The organism is Ensifer sp. SL37 (genome assembly GCF_026672675.1).
Classification (GTDB): Bacteria; Pseudomonadota; Alphaproteobacteria; order Rhizobiales; family Rhizobiaceae; genus Ensifer; species Ensifer adhaerens.
The window spans coordinates 2,287,501-2,304,696 of the sequence record NZ_JAPPRN010000006.1 but is presented as its reverse complement, the minus strand read 5'-3'; the positions used below and the strand labels follow the sequence as shown (position 1 = coordinate 2,304,696).

The 17,196-nt window shown below is 61.2% G+C and carries 10 protein-coding genes, 1 tRNA gene, 2 rRNA genes and 1 pseudogene (1 of these 14 only partly in view); 2 read left to right on the top strand and 12 right to left on the bottom strand.

The window, feature by feature from the left end; genetic code table 11:
* Nucleotides 1-11 precede the first annotated feature (11 nt).
* From OVA00_RS23170 to OVA00_RS23145, 6 genes are all read right to left on the bottom strand, one after another.
* Entirely contained in the window at nucleotides 12-1,211 is a 1,200-nt protein-coding gene (locus OVA00_RS23170; RefSeq protein WP_268089672.1) for an alanine racemase, read from the bottom strand.
* Nucleotides 1,212-1,222: 11 nt separating this feature from the next.
* On the bottom strand, nucleotides 1,223-2,200 hold the full coding sequence (locus tag OVA00_RS23165) for an ABC transporter permease (protein ID WP_034798931.1): 978 nt from the start codon (nucleotides 2,198-2,200) through the stop codon (nucleotides 1,223-1,225).
* A 129-nt stretch (nucleotides 2,201-2,329) separates the two neighbouring features.
* Nucleotides 2,330-3,394, bottom strand: a complete 1,065-nt coding sequence (locus OVA00_RS23160) for a substrate-binding domain-containing protein (protein ID WP_268089671.1) — start codon at nucleotides 3,392-3,394, stop codon at nucleotides 2,330-2,332.
* 61 nt (nucleotides 3,395-3,455) lie between these two features.
* Nucleotides 3,456-4,517 (bottom strand): substrate-binding domain-containing protein, encoded by a 1,062-nt coding sequence (locus OVA00_RS23155; protein WP_034798936.1) that lies wholly within the window; start codon nucleotides 4,515-4,517, stop codon nucleotides 3,456-3,458.
* Between the two features lie 26 nt (nucleotides 4,518-4,543).
* Nucleotides 4,544-5,803, bottom strand: a complete 1,260-nt coding sequence (locus OVA00_RS23150) for a M20 family metallopeptidase (protein ID WP_268089670.1) — start codon at nucleotides 5,801-5,803, stop codon at nucleotides 4,544-4,546.
* Complete coding sequence (locus OVA00_RS23145; RefSeq protein WP_034798940.1) at nucleotides 5,803-7,014, bottom strand: ROK family transcriptional regulator; 1,212 nt, start codon at nucleotides 7,012-7,014, stop codon at nucleotides 5,803-5,805. The genes OVA00_RS23150 and OVA00_RS23145 overlap by 1 nt, the downstream gene beginning before the upstream one ends.
* A gap of 357 nt (nucleotides 7,015-7,371) precedes the next feature.
* On the opposite strand from OVA00_RS23145, the pseudogene OVA00_RS23140 reads away from it, so the two are divergent.
* Nucleotides 7,372-9,934 (top strand): annotated as a pseudogene (locus OVA00_RS23140) (GcvT family protein).
* 82 nt (nucleotides 9,935-10,016) lie between these two features.
* On the opposite strand, the gene OVA00_RS23135 reads toward OVA00_RS23140, so the two are convergent.
* Both OVA00_RS23135 and OVA00_RS23130 read right to left on the bottom strand, forming a co-directional pair.
* Nucleotides 10,017-10,946: an aldo/keto reductase gene (locus tag OVA00_RS23135; RefSeq protein WP_268089669.1), complete on the bottom strand. Its 930-nt coding sequence runs from the start codon at nucleotides 10,944-10,946 to the stop codon at nucleotides 10,017-10,019.
* 243 nt (nucleotides 10,947-11,189) lie between these two features.
* Nucleotides 11,190-11,978 (bottom strand): SDR family NAD(P)-dependent oxidoreductase, encoded by a 789-nt coding sequence (locus OVA00_RS23130; protein WP_268089668.1) that lies wholly within the window; start codon nucleotides 11,976-11,978, stop codon nucleotides 11,190-11,192.
* Between the two features lie 97 nt (nucleotides 11,979-12,075).
* Here OVA00_RS23130 and OVA00_RS23125 point away from each other — a divergent pair, with 97 nt between their 5' ends.
* Nucleotides 12,076-12,675, top strand: a complete 600-nt coding sequence (locus OVA00_RS23125; protein ID WP_268089667.1) for a TetR/AcrR family transcriptional regulator — start codon at nucleotides 12,076-12,078, stop codon at nucleotides 12,673-12,675.
* Between the two features lie 307 nt (nucleotides 12,676-12,982).
* Here OVA00_RS23125 and OVA00_RS23120 read toward each other — a convergent pair whose 3' ends face one another.
* From OVA00_RS23120 to OVA00_RS23105, 4 genes are all read right to left on the bottom strand, one after another.
* Nucleotides 12,983-13,702 (bottom strand): hypothetical protein, encoded by a 720-nt coding sequence (locus tag OVA00_RS23120; RefSeq protein ID WP_268089666.1) that lies wholly within the window; start codon nucleotides 13,700-13,702, stop codon nucleotides 12,983-12,985.
* A gap of 320 nt (nucleotides 13,703-14,022) precedes the next feature.
* Nucleotides 14,023-14,099: transfer RNA gene (locus OVA00_RS23115), tRNA-Met, on the bottom strand.
* Nucleotides 14,100-14,323: 224 nt separating this feature from the next.
* Nucleotides 14,324-14,438 (bottom strand): 5S ribosomal RNA (rrf, locus tag OVA00_RS23110).
* Between the two features lie 144 nt (nucleotides 14,439-14,582).
* A 23S ribosomal RNA gene (locus tag OVA00_RS23105) occupies nucleotides 14,583-17,196 on the bottom strand (it continues 182 nt past the right edge of the window).

Sequence of the window (17,196 nt, the reverse complement as noted above, 5' to 3'; positions counted from 1 at the left end):
GACGTCACCCCTCAAACCGGCCAGGCCGCGGTTTCGCCGAAACCGTTTTCGATCGTTTCCACCTTCGGCGCGCCCTTGGAGATGCCCGACACGCCGACGACATAGGCCCGCGTGACGAAGGCCTGCCCGCGGAAGCCGAACACCGCCGTATCGCCAGGCTTCGGGGCCGCCGCACCGCTGGCGTCGATCATCGCGTAATAGTCGATCGCCGAGGGCGGCGGCACCTCGACGCTTCGAAGCGCCGATGAAGCCGTCGTCGGCTCACTCGATACGATCGCCTTGACGTCGTAATCCGGGAAGATCGGGTCGATGTAGAAGCCGCCGCCGAAGCAATAGGCCTTGCCGCCCGAGAGATGGGAAACTTCGGTGAGGTAGAGTACCGCCGGCAGTTCCGGCAGATCTTCCATCACGTGCAGTGCGGTGGTGCCGTGCAGACCGTTGCCCGGCTCGCACTGCGTCGCGCCCGCTTCGGCAAGAGCCGGGAGCATGACGCTGGAGGTCGTACCCGGCGCATTCACCTCGATCCCGTTGCGGCCGGCCTTGGCCAGCGCCTCGGCAGCTTTCGAGAGTGTCGCGAGATTGTGTGTCGGCTTCACCTTGCGGCTTTCATGGTCGAAGAGCAGCGCCGGAAAGGTGGTGATGCCGGCAAAGCGGCCACCGTCGAGCGCATCGAGACGGTCCGCCACCGCGGCAACGTCGCTGGCATCGAACCCGCCTTCATGGCCGCGGTAGAAGGTATCACCTTCCGCCCGGATACGGGCGAGCAGATCCTGCCGATAGCCGGCTGCATGTGCGCCAGCCGCCGCTTCTGCAGCCTTTTCGCCGTTGAAGACCGTCCAATAGTCCGGCCGGAAGGTTTTCGCTGCGGCAGCCGCCTCGTGGCGCGCGACCTGCTGCAGGTGGCCGAGATGGCCGACCTTCAGGCCCGCCTTGTGGGTGGCGCGGGCACAGGCCATGTCGACGGCAACCGAACGGTCAATGCCACCACGCTTGACCGCTTCGCAGAAGGAACTGGAGCGGCCCACCTGCTTGGTCATCGCAAAGGTCTTCAGGCCGAGGCGACGGGCCTCGTTGCTCATAATCGCCGCATTGGCCTCGACCGTGTCGAGATCGAGCACATAGGCGTTGGCCGGGAGCTTGCCCTGCTGGTGCAGGCTCATGGCCGCTTCGATGAATGCCGGGTTGCGGCGGCGCAGAACGTCGAGAAACATGAAATCCTCCTTCAGCGGGACTTTTCGCGCAGCGACACGGCGACCGCAGCGAGGATGATGAGACCGCGAACGATCATCTGGTCGGATACGGAAAGGCCCATCAGGATCAGGCCATTGTTGAGCATGCCCATCATCAGCGAGCCGACGAGCGCGCCGATGATCGTGCCCTTGCCGCCGTTGAGCAGCGTGCCGCCGACGATGACGGCGGCGATCACCGTCATCAGGTCGGTCTCGCCAAGCGTATACTTCGCCGCCTGCAGGCGACCGGCGTAAAGCAGGCCCGCAAGGCCGGCGAGACCGCCGCTGATCATCAGAACGGCCAGCCGAATGCGCGGCACGCTGATGCCGGAGACGCTCGCTGCCCGGCTGTTGTCGCCGGTCGCCAGCACATGGGCGCCGAAGCGGGTTTCGCGGTAGATGACATGACCGCAGACGACGGCAACGAGGGTCCACCAGATCAGCGAGGGCACGCCGAGGAACGAGCCGGAGCCGAAGAAGCCGGTAAAGGTGCTGTCGGTCACCGGGATCGAGCGCAGGTTCGTCATCGAGCGGGAGACGCCGGCGAAAAGCCCGAGCGTCGCCAGCGTCACCAGGAAGGACGGCAGTTTGACATAGGCGACCAGTGCGCCGTTCAGGAGCCCGATCAGCACGCCGGCGCCGATACCGGCGACGACGCCAGCCACCAGGCCGTATTCGTTGATCGTCACCGCCGCCGCCAGTGCCGAGACGGCAACTGTCGAGCCGATCGACAGATCGATCTCACCGGCCGACATGACGAAGACGAGGCCGATCGCCATGATCGTCACCGGTGCTGTCTGCAGCATGATGTTCGACAGGTTGCGAACCGTCAGAAACCCGCTGTCGCGAAGCACGATGGCGAAGAACAGAAAGATCGCCAGGAAGCCGAGATAGACGACGTATTGCTGCAGGTTGAGGCGACTGACGAGGCTCGCCGGCTGGCCGCTCGCGCTGGAATGGGCACTGGACATTATTCTTCCTCCGAAGGCAGGGGGAAAGCTCCCCCTGCACTACGGCGCCGCGGGTCTGGTCAGACGCGCAAAGGTCGCCGCAGCACTAGAAAAGCTGCATGTTTTACTCATGCAGCGGGCATCATTTCATCACTTCATCGCATCCGCGATCGTCGCGGGCACATCCTTGTTCAGAGACTTCTTCCAGCCGTCGGCGACCGACGCCTTGGTCACGGCAAGCGAGTCGACCACCAGGAAAGGCTCGGCCTTCTTGCCGACCAGCGACCCTGCCGCGGCGCGCGCTGCGGTGACACCGATATTGTAGGCTTCGTCGGCGACCAGAGCTGCGATGTTGCCGCCCTTGACCATGTCGAGTGCTGCCGGTTCGTTGAGGTCGAGCGTCACGATCTTGGTGTGGCTGTTGCCGGCGCCGCGCAGCGTCGAAAGCACGCTCAGTGCCGGCTCCGCCCAGGTCACATAGATCCCGTCGAGATCCGGGTTCTGGGTGATCATCCCTTGCGCGATTTCCTCGCTGCGGGCCGGATCGGCCATGCCGGCCTCGGCAACGATCTTCATGTCGGGATAGTCCTGCTCGATCGTCGACTTGAAGGCGCCATCGCGCTGGTTGGTCACGTAGAAGTCGGCGTCATGATAGATATAGCCGAGCTTGCCCTTGCCACCGAGCGCATCCGCCATGGCAACGGCCGCCTTGTTGCCCATCTGGAAAAGGTCGTCCGAGACGATCGTCACATAGTCCTTGCCGTGTTCGTAACCGGCCGGCGAATTGTCGACGAAGGCGAGCTTCACACCGGCGGTGCGTGCCGGATCGTAAACCACGGCGGCGCTTGCCGGGTCGACCGGCAGCGACAGGATGATCGAGGGCTTCTTGGCAAGCACCGTCTCGACATCCGCCTTCTGGCGGGCTGCATCAAAGCCGGCATCGGTCTGTGCGACCACCTCTACGCCGAGGCGCTTGAACTCGTCCTGGGCACCGCTGTTGACCGCGTTGGTGTATTCGCTCATCTCGTGCCAGACGAGCGCTGCGGTAAACTTGCCGTCCTTGATCTGCTGTTCCTGCTCCGCCGTCAGCGTCAGGCTGCCCGCCGGCGTCGGCGTCTCGCCATGCGGACCCGTGGTCTTGCCGTCAGCGGCAAAGCCGGATGTCGCGGCAAAGACCGTTGCCAGCAACGCGAAGTGTTTCACTGCCCTGTGCATATCTGCCTCCCTTTTAGGAATGACGCCGCCGGAAGCGTCCTCTCTCCCGGCGGCAACCTGACTACTTGGCCGCGTCGAGCACCGACTGCGGCGCATCGCGGTTGAGCGACTGCTTCCAGCCGTCCGCGACGTTTTCCTTGGTGACGGTCAAAGCCGGGGCAACGACAAAGGCCGGCGTCTGCTGTCCGAGAAGCGACTTCAGGCCGGTCGCAGCCATGGCGCGTCCAAGCTCATAGGCCTTGTCGGCAACAAGCGCGGTGACGTTGCCGCCCTTGACCATGTCGAGCGCGACCGGTTCGGCAAGATCGAGCGTGACGATCTTGGTCTTCGTATTGCCGCTCGAGCGCAGGGCAGAGAGCACGCCGTCGGCAGGCTCGGCCCAGGTCACGTAGATACCGTCGAGATCAGGGTTCTGCAGCAGCATGGCGCTTGCCAGCTCCTCGGCACGTGCCGGGTCTGAGATGCCCTGCTCGGCAACGATCTTGATATCCGGATAGTCCTTCTCGATCGTCGACTTGAAGGCCTGGTCGCGCTGGTTCGTCACATAGTAGCTGGCATCGTGGAAGATGTAGCCAACCTTGCCCTTGCCGCCGATCGCCTTGGCCAGCGCATCCGCCGCCTGCTTGCCCATCTGGAAGAGATCGTCGGTAACGATCGAGGCATAGTCCGTGCCCTGCTTATAGCCGCTCGGCAGGTTGGAGAGGAACACGAGCTTGCTGCCATCGGTCACTGCCTGGCGGAATGCTTCGGCCGAGGTCACCGGATCGAGCGGCAGCGCCAGGATGACGTTCGGCTTGGCGGCAAGCGCGGTTTCGATATCGCTGCGCTGGCGGGCAGCGTCGAAGCCGGCATCCGTCGTCACCGCGATCTCGACGCCGGCGCGGGCAAACTCATCCTTGGCACCGGCCGAAACGGCGTTGGTGAAGTCGGACGAGGTATGCCACAGCAGCGCCGCCTTGTAGCCCTTGCCCTTGAGCGCGCCGATATCGGCATCGGTCAGGGCGACATCGGCGCTCGGCGTCGCGCTCTCGCCGGACGGACCGACCGTCTGGGCAGAGGCGGCGTTTGCGGCAAGCACGAAACCGCTGACGAGTGCGGCAGCCATCAATTTCTTCAGAAGCATTGTCGTTCTCCCTCTTGTTTGGCAGTTCAGTCCATGACGCCGCAGTAGCGCGCCATGAAGGCGGCAAATCCGACGATCCCGGCGAGGTATTCCTCCACCTCGACCCGTTCCTCGTAGGTATGGCAATTGCGGATGTCGCCGGGCGCGCAATAGACGGCAGGCACACCCAAGCGGTTGACGAAGAATGGCGATTCCGACCAGAAGGGCGCGCCTTCGATGACGCCGCGCCCACCCATGGCTTCGGCCATGGCGGCTGATAGCGCACCGACTTCGCCCGCCGTTTCGTCGATTTCAGCCGCCGTGCCGCCAAGCGCATGGTCGCGGCCGGCCGGATAGGAAAACTCGACCGTGATTTCCGGATCGGTGATCGCCGAGCGCACCGCAGCCTCGATCTCGGCCGCCGCCGTGTCCAGCGATTCCCCTGGCAACAGTTTGCGGATCAGCGACAGTGTGCAACGCTCGGGCACGGCGATGTAGCCGCCGCCGGCAAGGCCGGTGATCAGCAGGAAACTGCGACCGATCAGCTTGTGCTCGGCCCGCGCGGCGATCTCGTCGGAGTGTTTCCAGAGAGCCGACATCGCCGCGTGGCTGGCGCGCAATGCATCCTTGCCGAGTTCGGGTACGCCGAAATAGGCGGACTTGCCTGTAATCGTGATGTCGGCGATGAAAAATCCGATCTGCGCCGGATAAACCGAAAGCCGTGTCGGCTCGACATAGACGACGAAGTCCGGACGGACGATGTCACCGGTCTCGATGCGTTCGACCAGATCCTTGATACCGGCGGAGACACCGGTCCCCGGCTGACCGCTTTCCTCGTCGCCGACGAAGGCAAACGCCACGTCCCCGGCCAACGCAACGCCGGACTTGTCGAGCAGCGACAGCGCCGCCAGCGACGCGCAGATGCCTGCCTTCAGATCGCCCGAGCCGCGCCCCCAGACCGCGCCGTCGATGATCGGTGCAGCGAAGGGATCCTCGCGCTCGGTACCGGCCCAATGCTCGCGCCAGCCGTCGACATGCACCGTATCCGTATGGCCAATGAACAGCAGGCGTGGCCCCTTGCCGCGCCCCTTGCGCTCCGCCCAGACGTTCGGCCGACCCGGCAGGAACTCCGCCGTTTTCAAGCCTTCCAGGCCAAGGCGCTGCATCGTTTCGGCCAGAAAGGCGACGAAATTCGCCTCGTTGCCGGTAATGCTCTCACGCCCGATCGCGCCACGAAAAAGATCAATCGCCGTCTCGCGATCAAGCACCGCTCGCAAGCGCTCGACCAAGCCGTCATTCATCGTCATCACATCGCCTCCCGAAGCGCGTTGACGTTTGCCCGCGGCAGCGAAATCCGGCCATCGGGCGCATCGACCCCGAACAGGGTGTTGTGCAACTGACCGAGCCCGATCGCCGCCGCCCCGATGATCGCGGCGCGCGCGCCGAGTTCACCGGTCTCCACATTGACCGGATAGGGGAAGCACTGCGGCAGGAACGCTTTTACCCGCTCAAGCATTTCCGGCCGGAGCCCGATGGATCCGCCCAGGATGACCTTCTGCGGGTTGGCGATCGCGGCAATCGCGGCAACGCCGGCTGCCAGATACCGCGCAGTGTCATCCAGCACCGTCAGCGCTGCCGCATCGCCCGCTTCTGCCTTGGCAAAGATGGTGGGCACGGCAACGGTCTTGCCCGAAAGCGCCGCGTAACGTTCCGCCATGCCATGCGAGGCAACCGCGCGCTCGAAGGCGCCGGTGCGCAGCGATTCCGCCTCGAACGGGTCGGCGCCGAGCGGCAGGAAACCCATTTCGCCGGCCGCATTGCTGACGCCGCGCACCAGATGGCCGCCGACCATCAGGCCGCTGCCGACGCCGGTGCCCAGCGCCACATAGGCGAGGTTGTCGATCCCCTGCCCCTGGCCCAGCCAGTTTTCGCCAAGGACGGCAAGATTGACGTCGTTTTCGAGCATGGCTCCAAAACCGAGCACCTCTTCGAAGGCGCCGACGACATCCATCGTGTCGAAACCGGCAATGTTCGGCGCAAGCAACACACGGCCGGTCTCGCTGCAGGGCGCGCCGGGAACGCCGACCACCGCAAGCCGGATCTTCTCGCGAGCGATCTTCTGTCGGTCTGCCGCATCAAAGGCCATGGCAGCGATCTGCTCGACGACGAAGCGGCCGCCCCGCGGATCGGTCGGCGCCGTGTCTTCGGCAAAGATCTGGCAGGCGAGATCGGTGATCGCCACGCGCACCTTCGTGCCACCGAGGTCGACGGCGATGATGAAGGCGGCATCGCACACCAGTTCGTAGGTGACGGCAGTGCGCCCGACATGGCCGCTGGTGCGCCCCGTCTCCTGCACCCAACCCTCTTCTTCGAGGCCGCGGACGATCTCCGAAATGGTCTGCTTGGAAAGGCCGGTCTGCTTCGAGATCGACGCACGCGAAATCGGACCGCCCTGGACGATCGCCTCCATGACGGAGCGCTGGGAGAACTTCCGGGAGATGCGCAAGCTGTCGTTCACGGGGACCTCTTTTAATTCGTTCTGTTACCGAACTTATTAATATCACGCATCGCTGTCAATCTTACCCGATGGGATTATCTTTCGTGGCCAACGCTGCGATCACTGGAAAGCAGGTAGATCGCAATGACGCATTCGGATGCGTCGCCATTTGCGATATGCTAGATGAAATCAGATTGGCGCTGAGAGGCGCTTTTTCTCACGAAATCAGTGGCATGACCGTCTCGACAGCTCTCGTTCCGCGAACCGCAAAATGCTCGGCTCTGGTCGTGCAGTTTGATGAGAATGTCGTAGACAGGCTCTGGTCGGGGCGGATCAGGCCCTAAAATCCGGCATCCAATCCAACTAGGGTCGCAATCAATGGCAGAGTTTCCGCAAAAGGCGAAAGTCGTAATCATCGGGCTGGGTGGCATCGTCGGTGCTTCGATCGCGCACCACCTGATCGAGCGCGGCTGGGACGATATCGTCGGCATCGACAAGTCGGGCGTACCGACCGATATCGGCTCGACCGCACACGCCTCGGACTTCTGCTACACCACCAGCCACGACTATCTCTCGGTCTGGACGACGCAGTATTCGATCGATTTCTTCGAGAAAATGGGCCACTACGCCCGCATCGGCGGCCTGGAAGTGGCGCGCACCGGCGACGATGTCTGGATGGAAGAGATCAAGCGCAAGCTGTCCTCCGCCAAGGCCTTCGGCACCCGCGCCCACTATGTCTCGCCGGCTGAAATCAAGACGATGTTCCCGCTGATCGAAGAAGATCAGGTCATGGGCGGCATGTTCGACCCGGATGCCGGCCTCGTCATCCCGCGCTCGCAAACGGTTGCCGGCAAGCTCGTCGACGCCGCGGAAAAGTCCGGCAAGCTGCAGGTCTTCGGCAACACGCCGGCAAAGTCGCTGATCGTCGAAAACGGCCGCATCAAGGGCGTCGTCACCCATCGCGGCACGATCATGGCCGACCACGTCATCGTCTGCGCCGGCATCTGGGGTCGCCTGATCGCTGAAATGGTCGGCGAAGACCTGCCGGTCATGCCGGTCGACCATCCGCTCACCTTCTTCGGCCCGTACAACGAATTCGAAGGCACCGGCAAGGAGATCGGCTTCCCGCTTTTGCGTGACCAGGGCAACTCGGCCTACATGCGCGACACCGGCGACCCGAAGACCACCGAGGGCGGCCAGATCGAGTGGGGCTATTACGAGACCACCAATCCGCGCCTCTGCCATCCACGCAACATTCTTGAAAAGCACGAGGCGCGCCTGTCGCCTTCGCAGCGCGACCTGGAGATGGAACAGATCATCGAGCCGCTCGAGCGCGCCATGGAACTGACGCCGATCCTCGGCGAACTCGGCTACAACGAGAGCCATTCCTTCAACGGCCTGCTGCAGGTCTCGGCCGCCGGCGGCCCCTCCTGCGGCGAGAGCCAAAAGGTGCGGGGCTTGTGGTACTGCGTCGCCATCTGGGTGAAGGACGGCCCCGGTTATGGCAAGCTGATCGCCGACTGGATGACAGACGGCCGCACCGAGATCGACCACGCCTCGATCGACTATTCCCGCTTCTATCCGCACCAGCTGGAAGAAAAGTTCATCGAGGGCCGCTGCTTCGAGGCGGCGCAGAAGATCTATTACCCCGCCGTGCACACCCGCGAACCCTATGCCACCGGCCGCAACGTCAAGCGCTCGCCCTTCTACGAGCGCGAAAAGGAACTCGGCGGCTATTTCATGGAACTCGGCGGCTGGGAGCGCGCCCACGGCTACGCTGCCAACGAGCACCTTTTGGAGAAGTATGGCGACCGCGTGCCGGTACGTGAAAACGAGTGGGACAGCCGCCATTTCTGGCGCGTCTCCAACGCCGAGCATCTGGCGATGAGCGAGGACTGCGGCATCGTCAATCTCTCGCACTTCCATATGGTCGACATCGAAGGCCCTGATCATGTCGAGCTGCTCGAATGGCTGTGCGCCGCCAAGGTCGGTGGCGACGGCAATATCGGCAAGGGCATCTACACCCACTTCCTCGACGACGAGGGCATGGTACGGGCCGACTTCACCGTCTTCCGCATGGCCGACCGCTGCCGCCTGGTGAACGGCGCCGACGCCGGCCCGCGCGACTTCCAGTACATGCGCCGCGTCGCCGAAGATCGCGGCCTTGACGTCACCATCACCGACGTCTCGGAGAAGTTCATCACCATCGGCATCTGGGGCCCCAATGCCCGTGAGACGCTGAAGAAGGTGGTTGCCGATCCCTCGGGCCTCGACATCGAGAACTTCGCCTTCGCCGCGATCAAGCCGATCGAGATCGCCGGCAAAAAGGTCACCGCCTTCCGCATCTCCTATGTCGGCGAGCAGGGCTGGGAACTGCACATGAAGTACGAGGACGGCCTCGCCGTCTGGGACGCGCTGCGCTCGACCGGCATCATGGCCTTCGGCGTCGAAACCTATGCGAACTCGCGCCGCATGGAAAAGAGCCTGCGCCTGCAGAACGCCGACCTGCTTACCCAGTACAACCTCATCGAAGCCGACCTTGCCCGCCCGAAGGTCAAGGACGTGGACTTCCGCGGCAAGGCCAAGCATCTCGAATACAAGGCGCGCGAACATCAGCCGGCCATGCTCTGCACGCTCGTCATGACGGAGAATACCGACAAGAACGGCGTGAAGCGCTATCCGGTCGGAACCCTGCCGGTGATGGATCCGGAAACCGGCAAGGTGCTGGTCGATGAACTGGGCCGCCGTTCCTACCACCACCTCGATCGCCTTCGGCCCGACGATCGGCAAGAACATCGCGCTTGCCTATCTGCCCTGGTCCCATTGCCAGGTCGGCCGCAAACTCAACGTCGAATACTTCGCCGAGACCTATCCGGTCGAGGTTGTCGGCGTTGGCTACAAGCCGCTCTACGATCCGGAAAACCTGAAGCCGCGCAGCTAAGCCATCGGCATCCGCCCCCAAAACATAAAAGGCCCGCTCGGATCCGAGCGGGCCTTTTCAATGGTCTGCAGACCTAACGAGGTCACGGCAGCACGTGTCCTGCTGCCGTGAAGAGACGATACCAGTCCTCGCGCGACAGCGTGATGTCGGCGCCGGGCGCGATATCGGCCAAACGCTCGGGACTTGTCGTTCCAAGCACCACCTGAATGTTGGCCGGATGGCGGGCGATCCAGGCATAGGCGATCGCGGAAGCCGATACCCCGTACTTGCCCGCGAGTTCGTCCAGCACCCGGTTGAGTTCCGGAAAGTTCTTCTCGTCGCCGACGAAGACGCCGCCGAAGAAACCCTGCTGGAACGGTGACCAGGCCTGCAACGTCATGCGGTTGATGCGCGAATAGACGACCACTTCCCCGTCGCGATCGATCGATTGCTCGAGACCCGCCATATTGGCTGCGATTCCGAAGGCGACCGAAGGCGCATGCGCAATGCTGAGCTGGATCTGGTTGCCGACGAGCGGTTGGCGGACGGCGGTCTTCAGAAGATCGACCTGCCGCGGGGTGTGGTTCGAGACGCCGAAATGCCGGACCTTGCCAGCCGCCTGCAATTTCTCGAAGGCGTCCGCCACTTCCTCCGGTTCCACCAGCGCATCCGGGCGATGCAGCAAGAGAAGATCGAGATAGTCGGTCTTCAGCGCCGTCAGCGATCGATCGACCGACTGCAGAATATGATCCTTGGAGAAATCGAAATAGCCGCGACGGATTCCGCACTTGCTCTGGATGACGATCTGTTCGCGCTCAGTCGGCTTTAACCGCAACGCATCGCCGAAACGGCGCTCGCAGGCATGCAGTTCGCCGCCATAGATATCGGCATGGTCGAAGACGTTGATGCCGACGTCCCGTGCCTTCCCATAGAGCCGACTTATGGCGTCGTCGCTGAGATCGGCAATCCGCATCAGGCCGAGAACGGCAGAGGAAACGGAAAGGTCGGTTGGTCCCAGATTGAATCTTTTCATCGGCTCGCACCATCAACATCGTTTCGAGGGAGGATTTTCGCGCACGGACGGAGTCATCGGCCTTGCGAAATCTTTGATCCTCAATTTCTAAGCAGCCTGAGGGCGCTTGGCAAACGCCTTTGAGGCAAACCGTGGAAACGATGTGGCTTGCTGTGCCCAAGCGGAAAGGCCCGAGCATCGACCGTCTCAGGAGGTGCAGGCGTTCGGAGCGGACGCCAAACGCCCGCTCCGTGCGTGGACCGGTCAGGCAGCGGACCGATAGCGCTCGGCCGGCAACGACTGTGCAAAATTCGGCAGCATTGCCTGCCGTGCCGTATCGAGAGTGTTCCACTGGCCGGCATCCGGAAGCGGCGGGATGGTTACCAACTCGCGTCGATCGTAGCCGATCAGCGCCGCATCGACGAGATCGCCGACCTCCATCACACCGGAGAGCGTCTCGACATCGACGCCGGCATGATCCCAGATCTCGGTGCGTGTCGCTGCGGGCAGAACCGCCTGAACGTAGACGCCCTTGGTGGCGAGTTCGACATTCAAGCCTTGAGAAAGGAACAGCACGAAGGCCTTGGTCGCGCCGTAGACGGTTGCGCCCATCTCCGGTGCAAGCCCGACGACCGACGCGATGTTGATGATCGCCCCCTCGCCTCTCTCCGCAAACCCCGGAGCTGCCGCATGCGCGAGCCTGGTGACTGCCGTTACGTTGAGCGCGATCAGCTTCGAGATGTCCTCGCTCTGCTGCTGAAGAAAGCCTCGGGGGATAGACGTCCCGGCATTGTTGACCAGCACGCCGATGCTCCGGTCTTCGCGCAGCCGCTGCTCGACCTTGGCGAGGTCCTGTGCGTCGGTCAGGTCCGCCGGGACCACATCCACCGCCACGCCGGTTTCGTTCTTGAGGCGCTCAGCGAGCGCGTCGAGCCGCGCCGCATTGCGCGCGACCAGAACGAGATCATGACCGCGACGGGCAAATCGCTCCGCATAGACGGCGCCAATGCCGGTCGAGGCACCGGTTACAAGGACTACTGGCTTCCTGCTCATCGATTGGGCTCCTTCAGTTTATTCATGATAACCATCATGTATTTGGATATATGATGACTATCATGTATATTGTCAATCGAAATTTCAGGAGACGATGATGCGCGTGAGCCGGAAGCAGGTCGAAGAGAACAAGAAGACAATTCTGGAGGCGGCGGGACAGCTGTTCCGGGAGCGCGGCTTCGAATCCGTCACCGTTACTGATGTCATGAAGGCGGCAGGCCTCACCCATGGCGGCTTCTACGGCTACTTCAAGTCGAAGGAGGATCTGATCGCGCAGACATTGGCCGGTCTGCAGGGAGAAACCGAGCCGCTAACGGTGGATCTTGCATCCGTCGCCCGACGTTATCTTTCGCCGGAGCATCGGGACGATTTCGGCCACGGCTGCCCGCTTGCAGCCCTTGCGTCGGAGGTAAGCCGCCAGCCCGGTTCCGCACGGTCGGAGATGACGGACGTCCTCAAGCGCCAGTTCGCCCGGTTCGGCAAGGTCGCGCCGGGCCCGGATGAGCATGAGAAGCGTCGCGCGGCAATCGGCAGTTCTGCGGCCATGATCGGCGCGCTTATCCTGGCGCGGATGACTGACGATCCCGACCTGTCGACGGAAATCCTCGATGAGACGCGGGTGTGGCTTTCCGACCGCGATCACGGAAAGCTGAGAAGCCAAGGTCCTTCCGACGGCAAGAGCGACGCCGGAAGCTGAACCATGTCGCGGAAAAATGCGCAGCGGTTTGCGATCACGGCGCACGGCAATTCAAGATATTGGAGCGCAAGCGGCAGAGCGGAACGGCGGCCACGTGCTTGGCATATCCTCTAATGCACCGCATTCGTTCGCAGATCACTGCGCCGGAACGATACCAAGGCGAAACACGGGAATCGTTGATGTGGGGCGTGAAGCGCCCAAAGACAAATCGTTAAAGCGTGTCTCGGGTCGAGCTCGGAGCAACCTGTCCAACGATCCGCCCATCGCGTCTTATCCCGTCACCGGGCGGCGATCCCTTATCGCACCGTCACCGGGCCTCCGGCCAGCCGAATTTCTTCGTCCAATAGCCGTTCCAGTCACTCACCGACTGCTGCGTTCGCCGGTAGATCCGCTCGGCTTCCTCCTCCGCCTTCAGAGCCGCCGCGAGCGCCGCATCGTCCTTCGCATTGGCGCGCGCCTTTTGTGCGATGTCGAGACCGATACGCGCTTCGTTCTGGGCATCCGCCAGGAACTGACCGGAGCTATGGCCCTCGGCATCGGCAACATAATGCAACTGGTCGCCGGCGGCTTTCAGCTTATAACCGAGCACGATCTCGGTTTCGGCAAAACGGCTGCGATTGCCGCGCACCGTCGCGGTCAGCGCATTGGCGATGGCCTCTTCGTGTCTGAGACCGGGATTGTTGAGCAGTTCAGCCTCGACCCGGCCGGCGAAAATCTCACCCTGCTCGTTGAGGATTTCCTTCAGCACTGCCTTCACATTGGGGTCGCTGGATCTGAAACGGTCGGAGTTCAGCAATTCCAGCGCTGTGCCGACGAAAGCGTCGGCTCTTGCCTTCAGCTCCAGCATGCTGTTGTTGATTGCACGCTGCGCCTGCGTCGCTGCTCTGCCAGGCTCCGCTGAAACGCCGTTCGCAGCCGTGAGGATGCTGTTCGCGCTGTCGGCAGAACCGGCTTTCTCCTCGGCCTCGGCCGTTGTCCGCCTGAGGATTTCCAAGGCAACGTTGCTCGTCGGCGATATGGTGGTCACGCGTGGGTCTCCGCGGCAAAGGCGGCGCTCCTGCACCTGCCTGCCGAATGGGCGCGCACAGCCTCATGCCATCGCGAGAATCAAGAATGAAAGCAACTATCGATTGTATGTCTTAATAAACGGGTAACGCCGGTCATAGAAGCAGACGACGCCGCCACCTCCCCCGCCCCTCTCCACCCGATGAGGATTGAAGGACGCTCGCTCACCGCGTTGCGGCGCCCGCCCCTTACATCTGCCCGCCTGCGCCCGTCTGGGTCTTTTCCCTGCGGTTTAAACGCCAAAAAGCCCGCTGGATTTCTCCATGCGGGCTTTTTTTGATTTGGTTGCGGGGGCAGGATTTGAACCTGCGGCCTTCAGGTTATGAGCCTGACGAGCTACCGGGCTGCTCCACCCCGCGCCAAGCGTAAATCCCGATGGGATTTATCGCGGTAACGTAAATCCCGAAGGGATTTATGGTCTGTGCCGAGCAAATTGCGAAGCGATTTGTCTCGTGTAAGGGACGCACTGATGACTTCGGTCTAGCAAAACAAAAGGGCCGCTTGAGGGCGGCCCGTGTTTCGGCTGGGCCGAGGCATGAAGAGAAGGTGATCTTTGTTTTCCGGATTTTCTTGCGCTTTGCAGACCTGGCAGCGACCTACTCTCCCGCGTCTTAAGACGAAGTACCATCGGCGCTGGGGCGTTTCACGGCCGTGTTCGGAATGGGAACGGGTGCAGCCACCCCGCCAGAACCACCAGGTCGGCAAAGCGCAAGATTTGCGTCTAGCGGACGCAAACCGGATGAGAAGCTGGTGAGGTCGGCGTAAACCGCTTGCGGTTTATCGCCTTCACTCGTTTTGTTTTGAACACGTCGCTCATCTGAAGATGAGCATGAGCAATGGGAACGATCAAGCCAATCGAACGATTAGTACTGGTAAGCTTCATGCGTTGCCGCACTTCCACACCCAGCCTATCAACGTGGTCGTCTTCCACGGTTCTCAAGGGAATACTCGTTTTCAGGTTGGTTTCCCGCTTAGATGCCTTCAGCGGTTATCCATTCCATATATAGCTACCCTGCTATGCCCTTGGCAGGACAACAGGTCCACCAGAGATATGTCCATCCCGGTCCTCTCGTACTAGGGACAGATCCTGTCAATATTCCTACACCCACGGCAGATAGGGACCGAACTGTCTCACGACGTTCTGAACCCAGCTCACGTACCGCTTTAATTGGCGAACAGCCAAACCCTTGGGACCTGCTCCAGCCCCAGGATGCGATGAGCCGACATCGAGGTGCCAAACAACCCCGTCGATATGGACTCTTGGGGGTCATCAGCCTGTTATCCCCGGCGTACCTTTTATCCGTTGAGCGATGGCCCTTCCACGCGGGACCACCGGATCACTATGACCGACTTTCGTCTCTGCTCGACTTGTCAGTCTCGCAGTCAGGCGGGCTTATGCCATTGCACTCGACGACCGATTTCCGACCGGTCTGAGCCCACCATCGCGCGCCTCCGTTACTCTTTCGGAGGCGACCGCCCCAGTCAAACTACCCACCATACACTGTCCCGGATCCGGATAACGGACCGCGGTTAGACATCCATGACGATAAGGGTGGTATTTCAAGGATGGCTCCACAAGAACTGGCGTCCCTGCTTCAAAGCCTACCACCTATCCTACACATGCCGACACGAATGCCAGTGTAAAGCTATAGTAAAGGTGCACGGGGTCTTTCCGTCTGACCGCAGGAACCCCGCATCTTCACGGGGAATTCAATTTCACTGAGTCTATGCTGGAGACAGCGGGGAAGTCGTTACGCCATTCGTGCAGGTCGGAACTTACCCGACAAGGAATTTCGCTACCTTAGGACCGTTATAGTTACGGCCGCCGTTTACTGGGGCTTCGATTCAGAGCTTGCACCCCTCCTCTTAACCTTCCAGCACCGGGCAGGCGTCAGACCCTATACGTCGTCTTGCGACTTCGCAGAGCCCTGTGTTTTTGATAAACAGTCGCTACCCCCTGGTCTGTGCCACCCCAACAGACTTGCGTCCCTTGGGGTCACGCTTCTTCCGAAGTTACGCGTGCAATTTGCCGAGTTCCTTCAGCATAGTTCTCTCAAGCGCCTTGGTATACTCTACCTGACCACCTGTGTCGGTTTCGGGTACGGTCTATACGGTGGAGCTATTTCCTGGAACCGCGTCCCCGCCCACACAATCCAATAAGTGTGAACAAGTTAAGCGATCCGTCACTACCACCAGGCCCACGAATATTAACGTGGTTCCCATCGACTACGCGTGTCCGCCTCGTCTTAGGGGCCGGCTAACCCTGCTCAGATTAACTTTAAGCAGGAACCCTTGGTCTTTCGGCGAGAGGGTCTCTCACCCTCTTTATCGTTACTCATGTCAACATTCGCACTTCCGATACCTCCAGGACCCCTCACGGGTATCCCTTCACAGGCTTACGGAACGCTCCGCTACCACACGTCTTGCGACGTATCCTCAGCTTCGGTGCATGGCTTTAGCCCCGTTACATTTTCGGCGCAAAGACCCTTATTTAGACCAGTGAGCTGTTACGCTTTCTTTAAATGATGGCTGCTTCTAAGCCAACATCCTGGTTGTTTTGGGATCCTCACATCCTTTCCCACTTAGCCATGACTTGGGGACCTTAGCTGGAGGTCAGGGTTGTTGCCCTTTTCACGACGGACGTTAGCACCCGCCGTGTGTCTGCCGACTAGTACTCCTCGGTATTCGGAGTTTGGTTAGGATCAGTAAGACGGTGAGTCCCCATAGCCCATCCAGTGCTCTACCCCCGAGGGTATTCGGTCGACGCACTACCTAAATAGTTTTCGCGGAGAACCAGCTATTTCCGAGTTTGATTGGCCTTTCACCCCTAACCACAAGTCATCCCAATCTATTGCAACAGATGCGGGTTCGGTCCTCCAGTTGGTGTTACCCAACCTTCAACCTGCTCATGGCTAGATCACTCGGTTTCGGGTCTAATGCGACGAACTGAACGCCCTGTTCAGACTCGCTTTCGCTGCGCCTTCACCTATCGGCTTAAGCTTGCTCGTCACACTAAGTCGTTGACCCATTATACAAAAGGTACGCTGTCACCCTTGCGGGCTCCAACTGTTTGTAGGCATCCGGTTTCAGGTTCTATTTCACTCCCCTTGTCGGGGTGCTTTTCACCTTTCCCTCACGGTACTTGTTCGCTATCGGTCATGCACGAGTACTTAGGCTTGGAGAGTGGTCTCCCCATGTTCAGACAGGATTTCACGTGTCCCGCCTTACTCAAGGACAATGAGTGTTCTACGTGTAAGGGGCTATCACCCTCTACGGCCGACCTTTCCATGTCGTTCCACTTTATTCCTCATTGCCACTGGCCTGGTCCGCGTTCGCTCGCCACTACTTGCGGAGTCTCGGTTGATGTCCTTTCCTGCAGGTACTTAGATGTTTCAGTTCCCTGCGTTCGCTTCTTACCCCTATGTATTCAGGATAAGATACCTTTAAACAATGCTT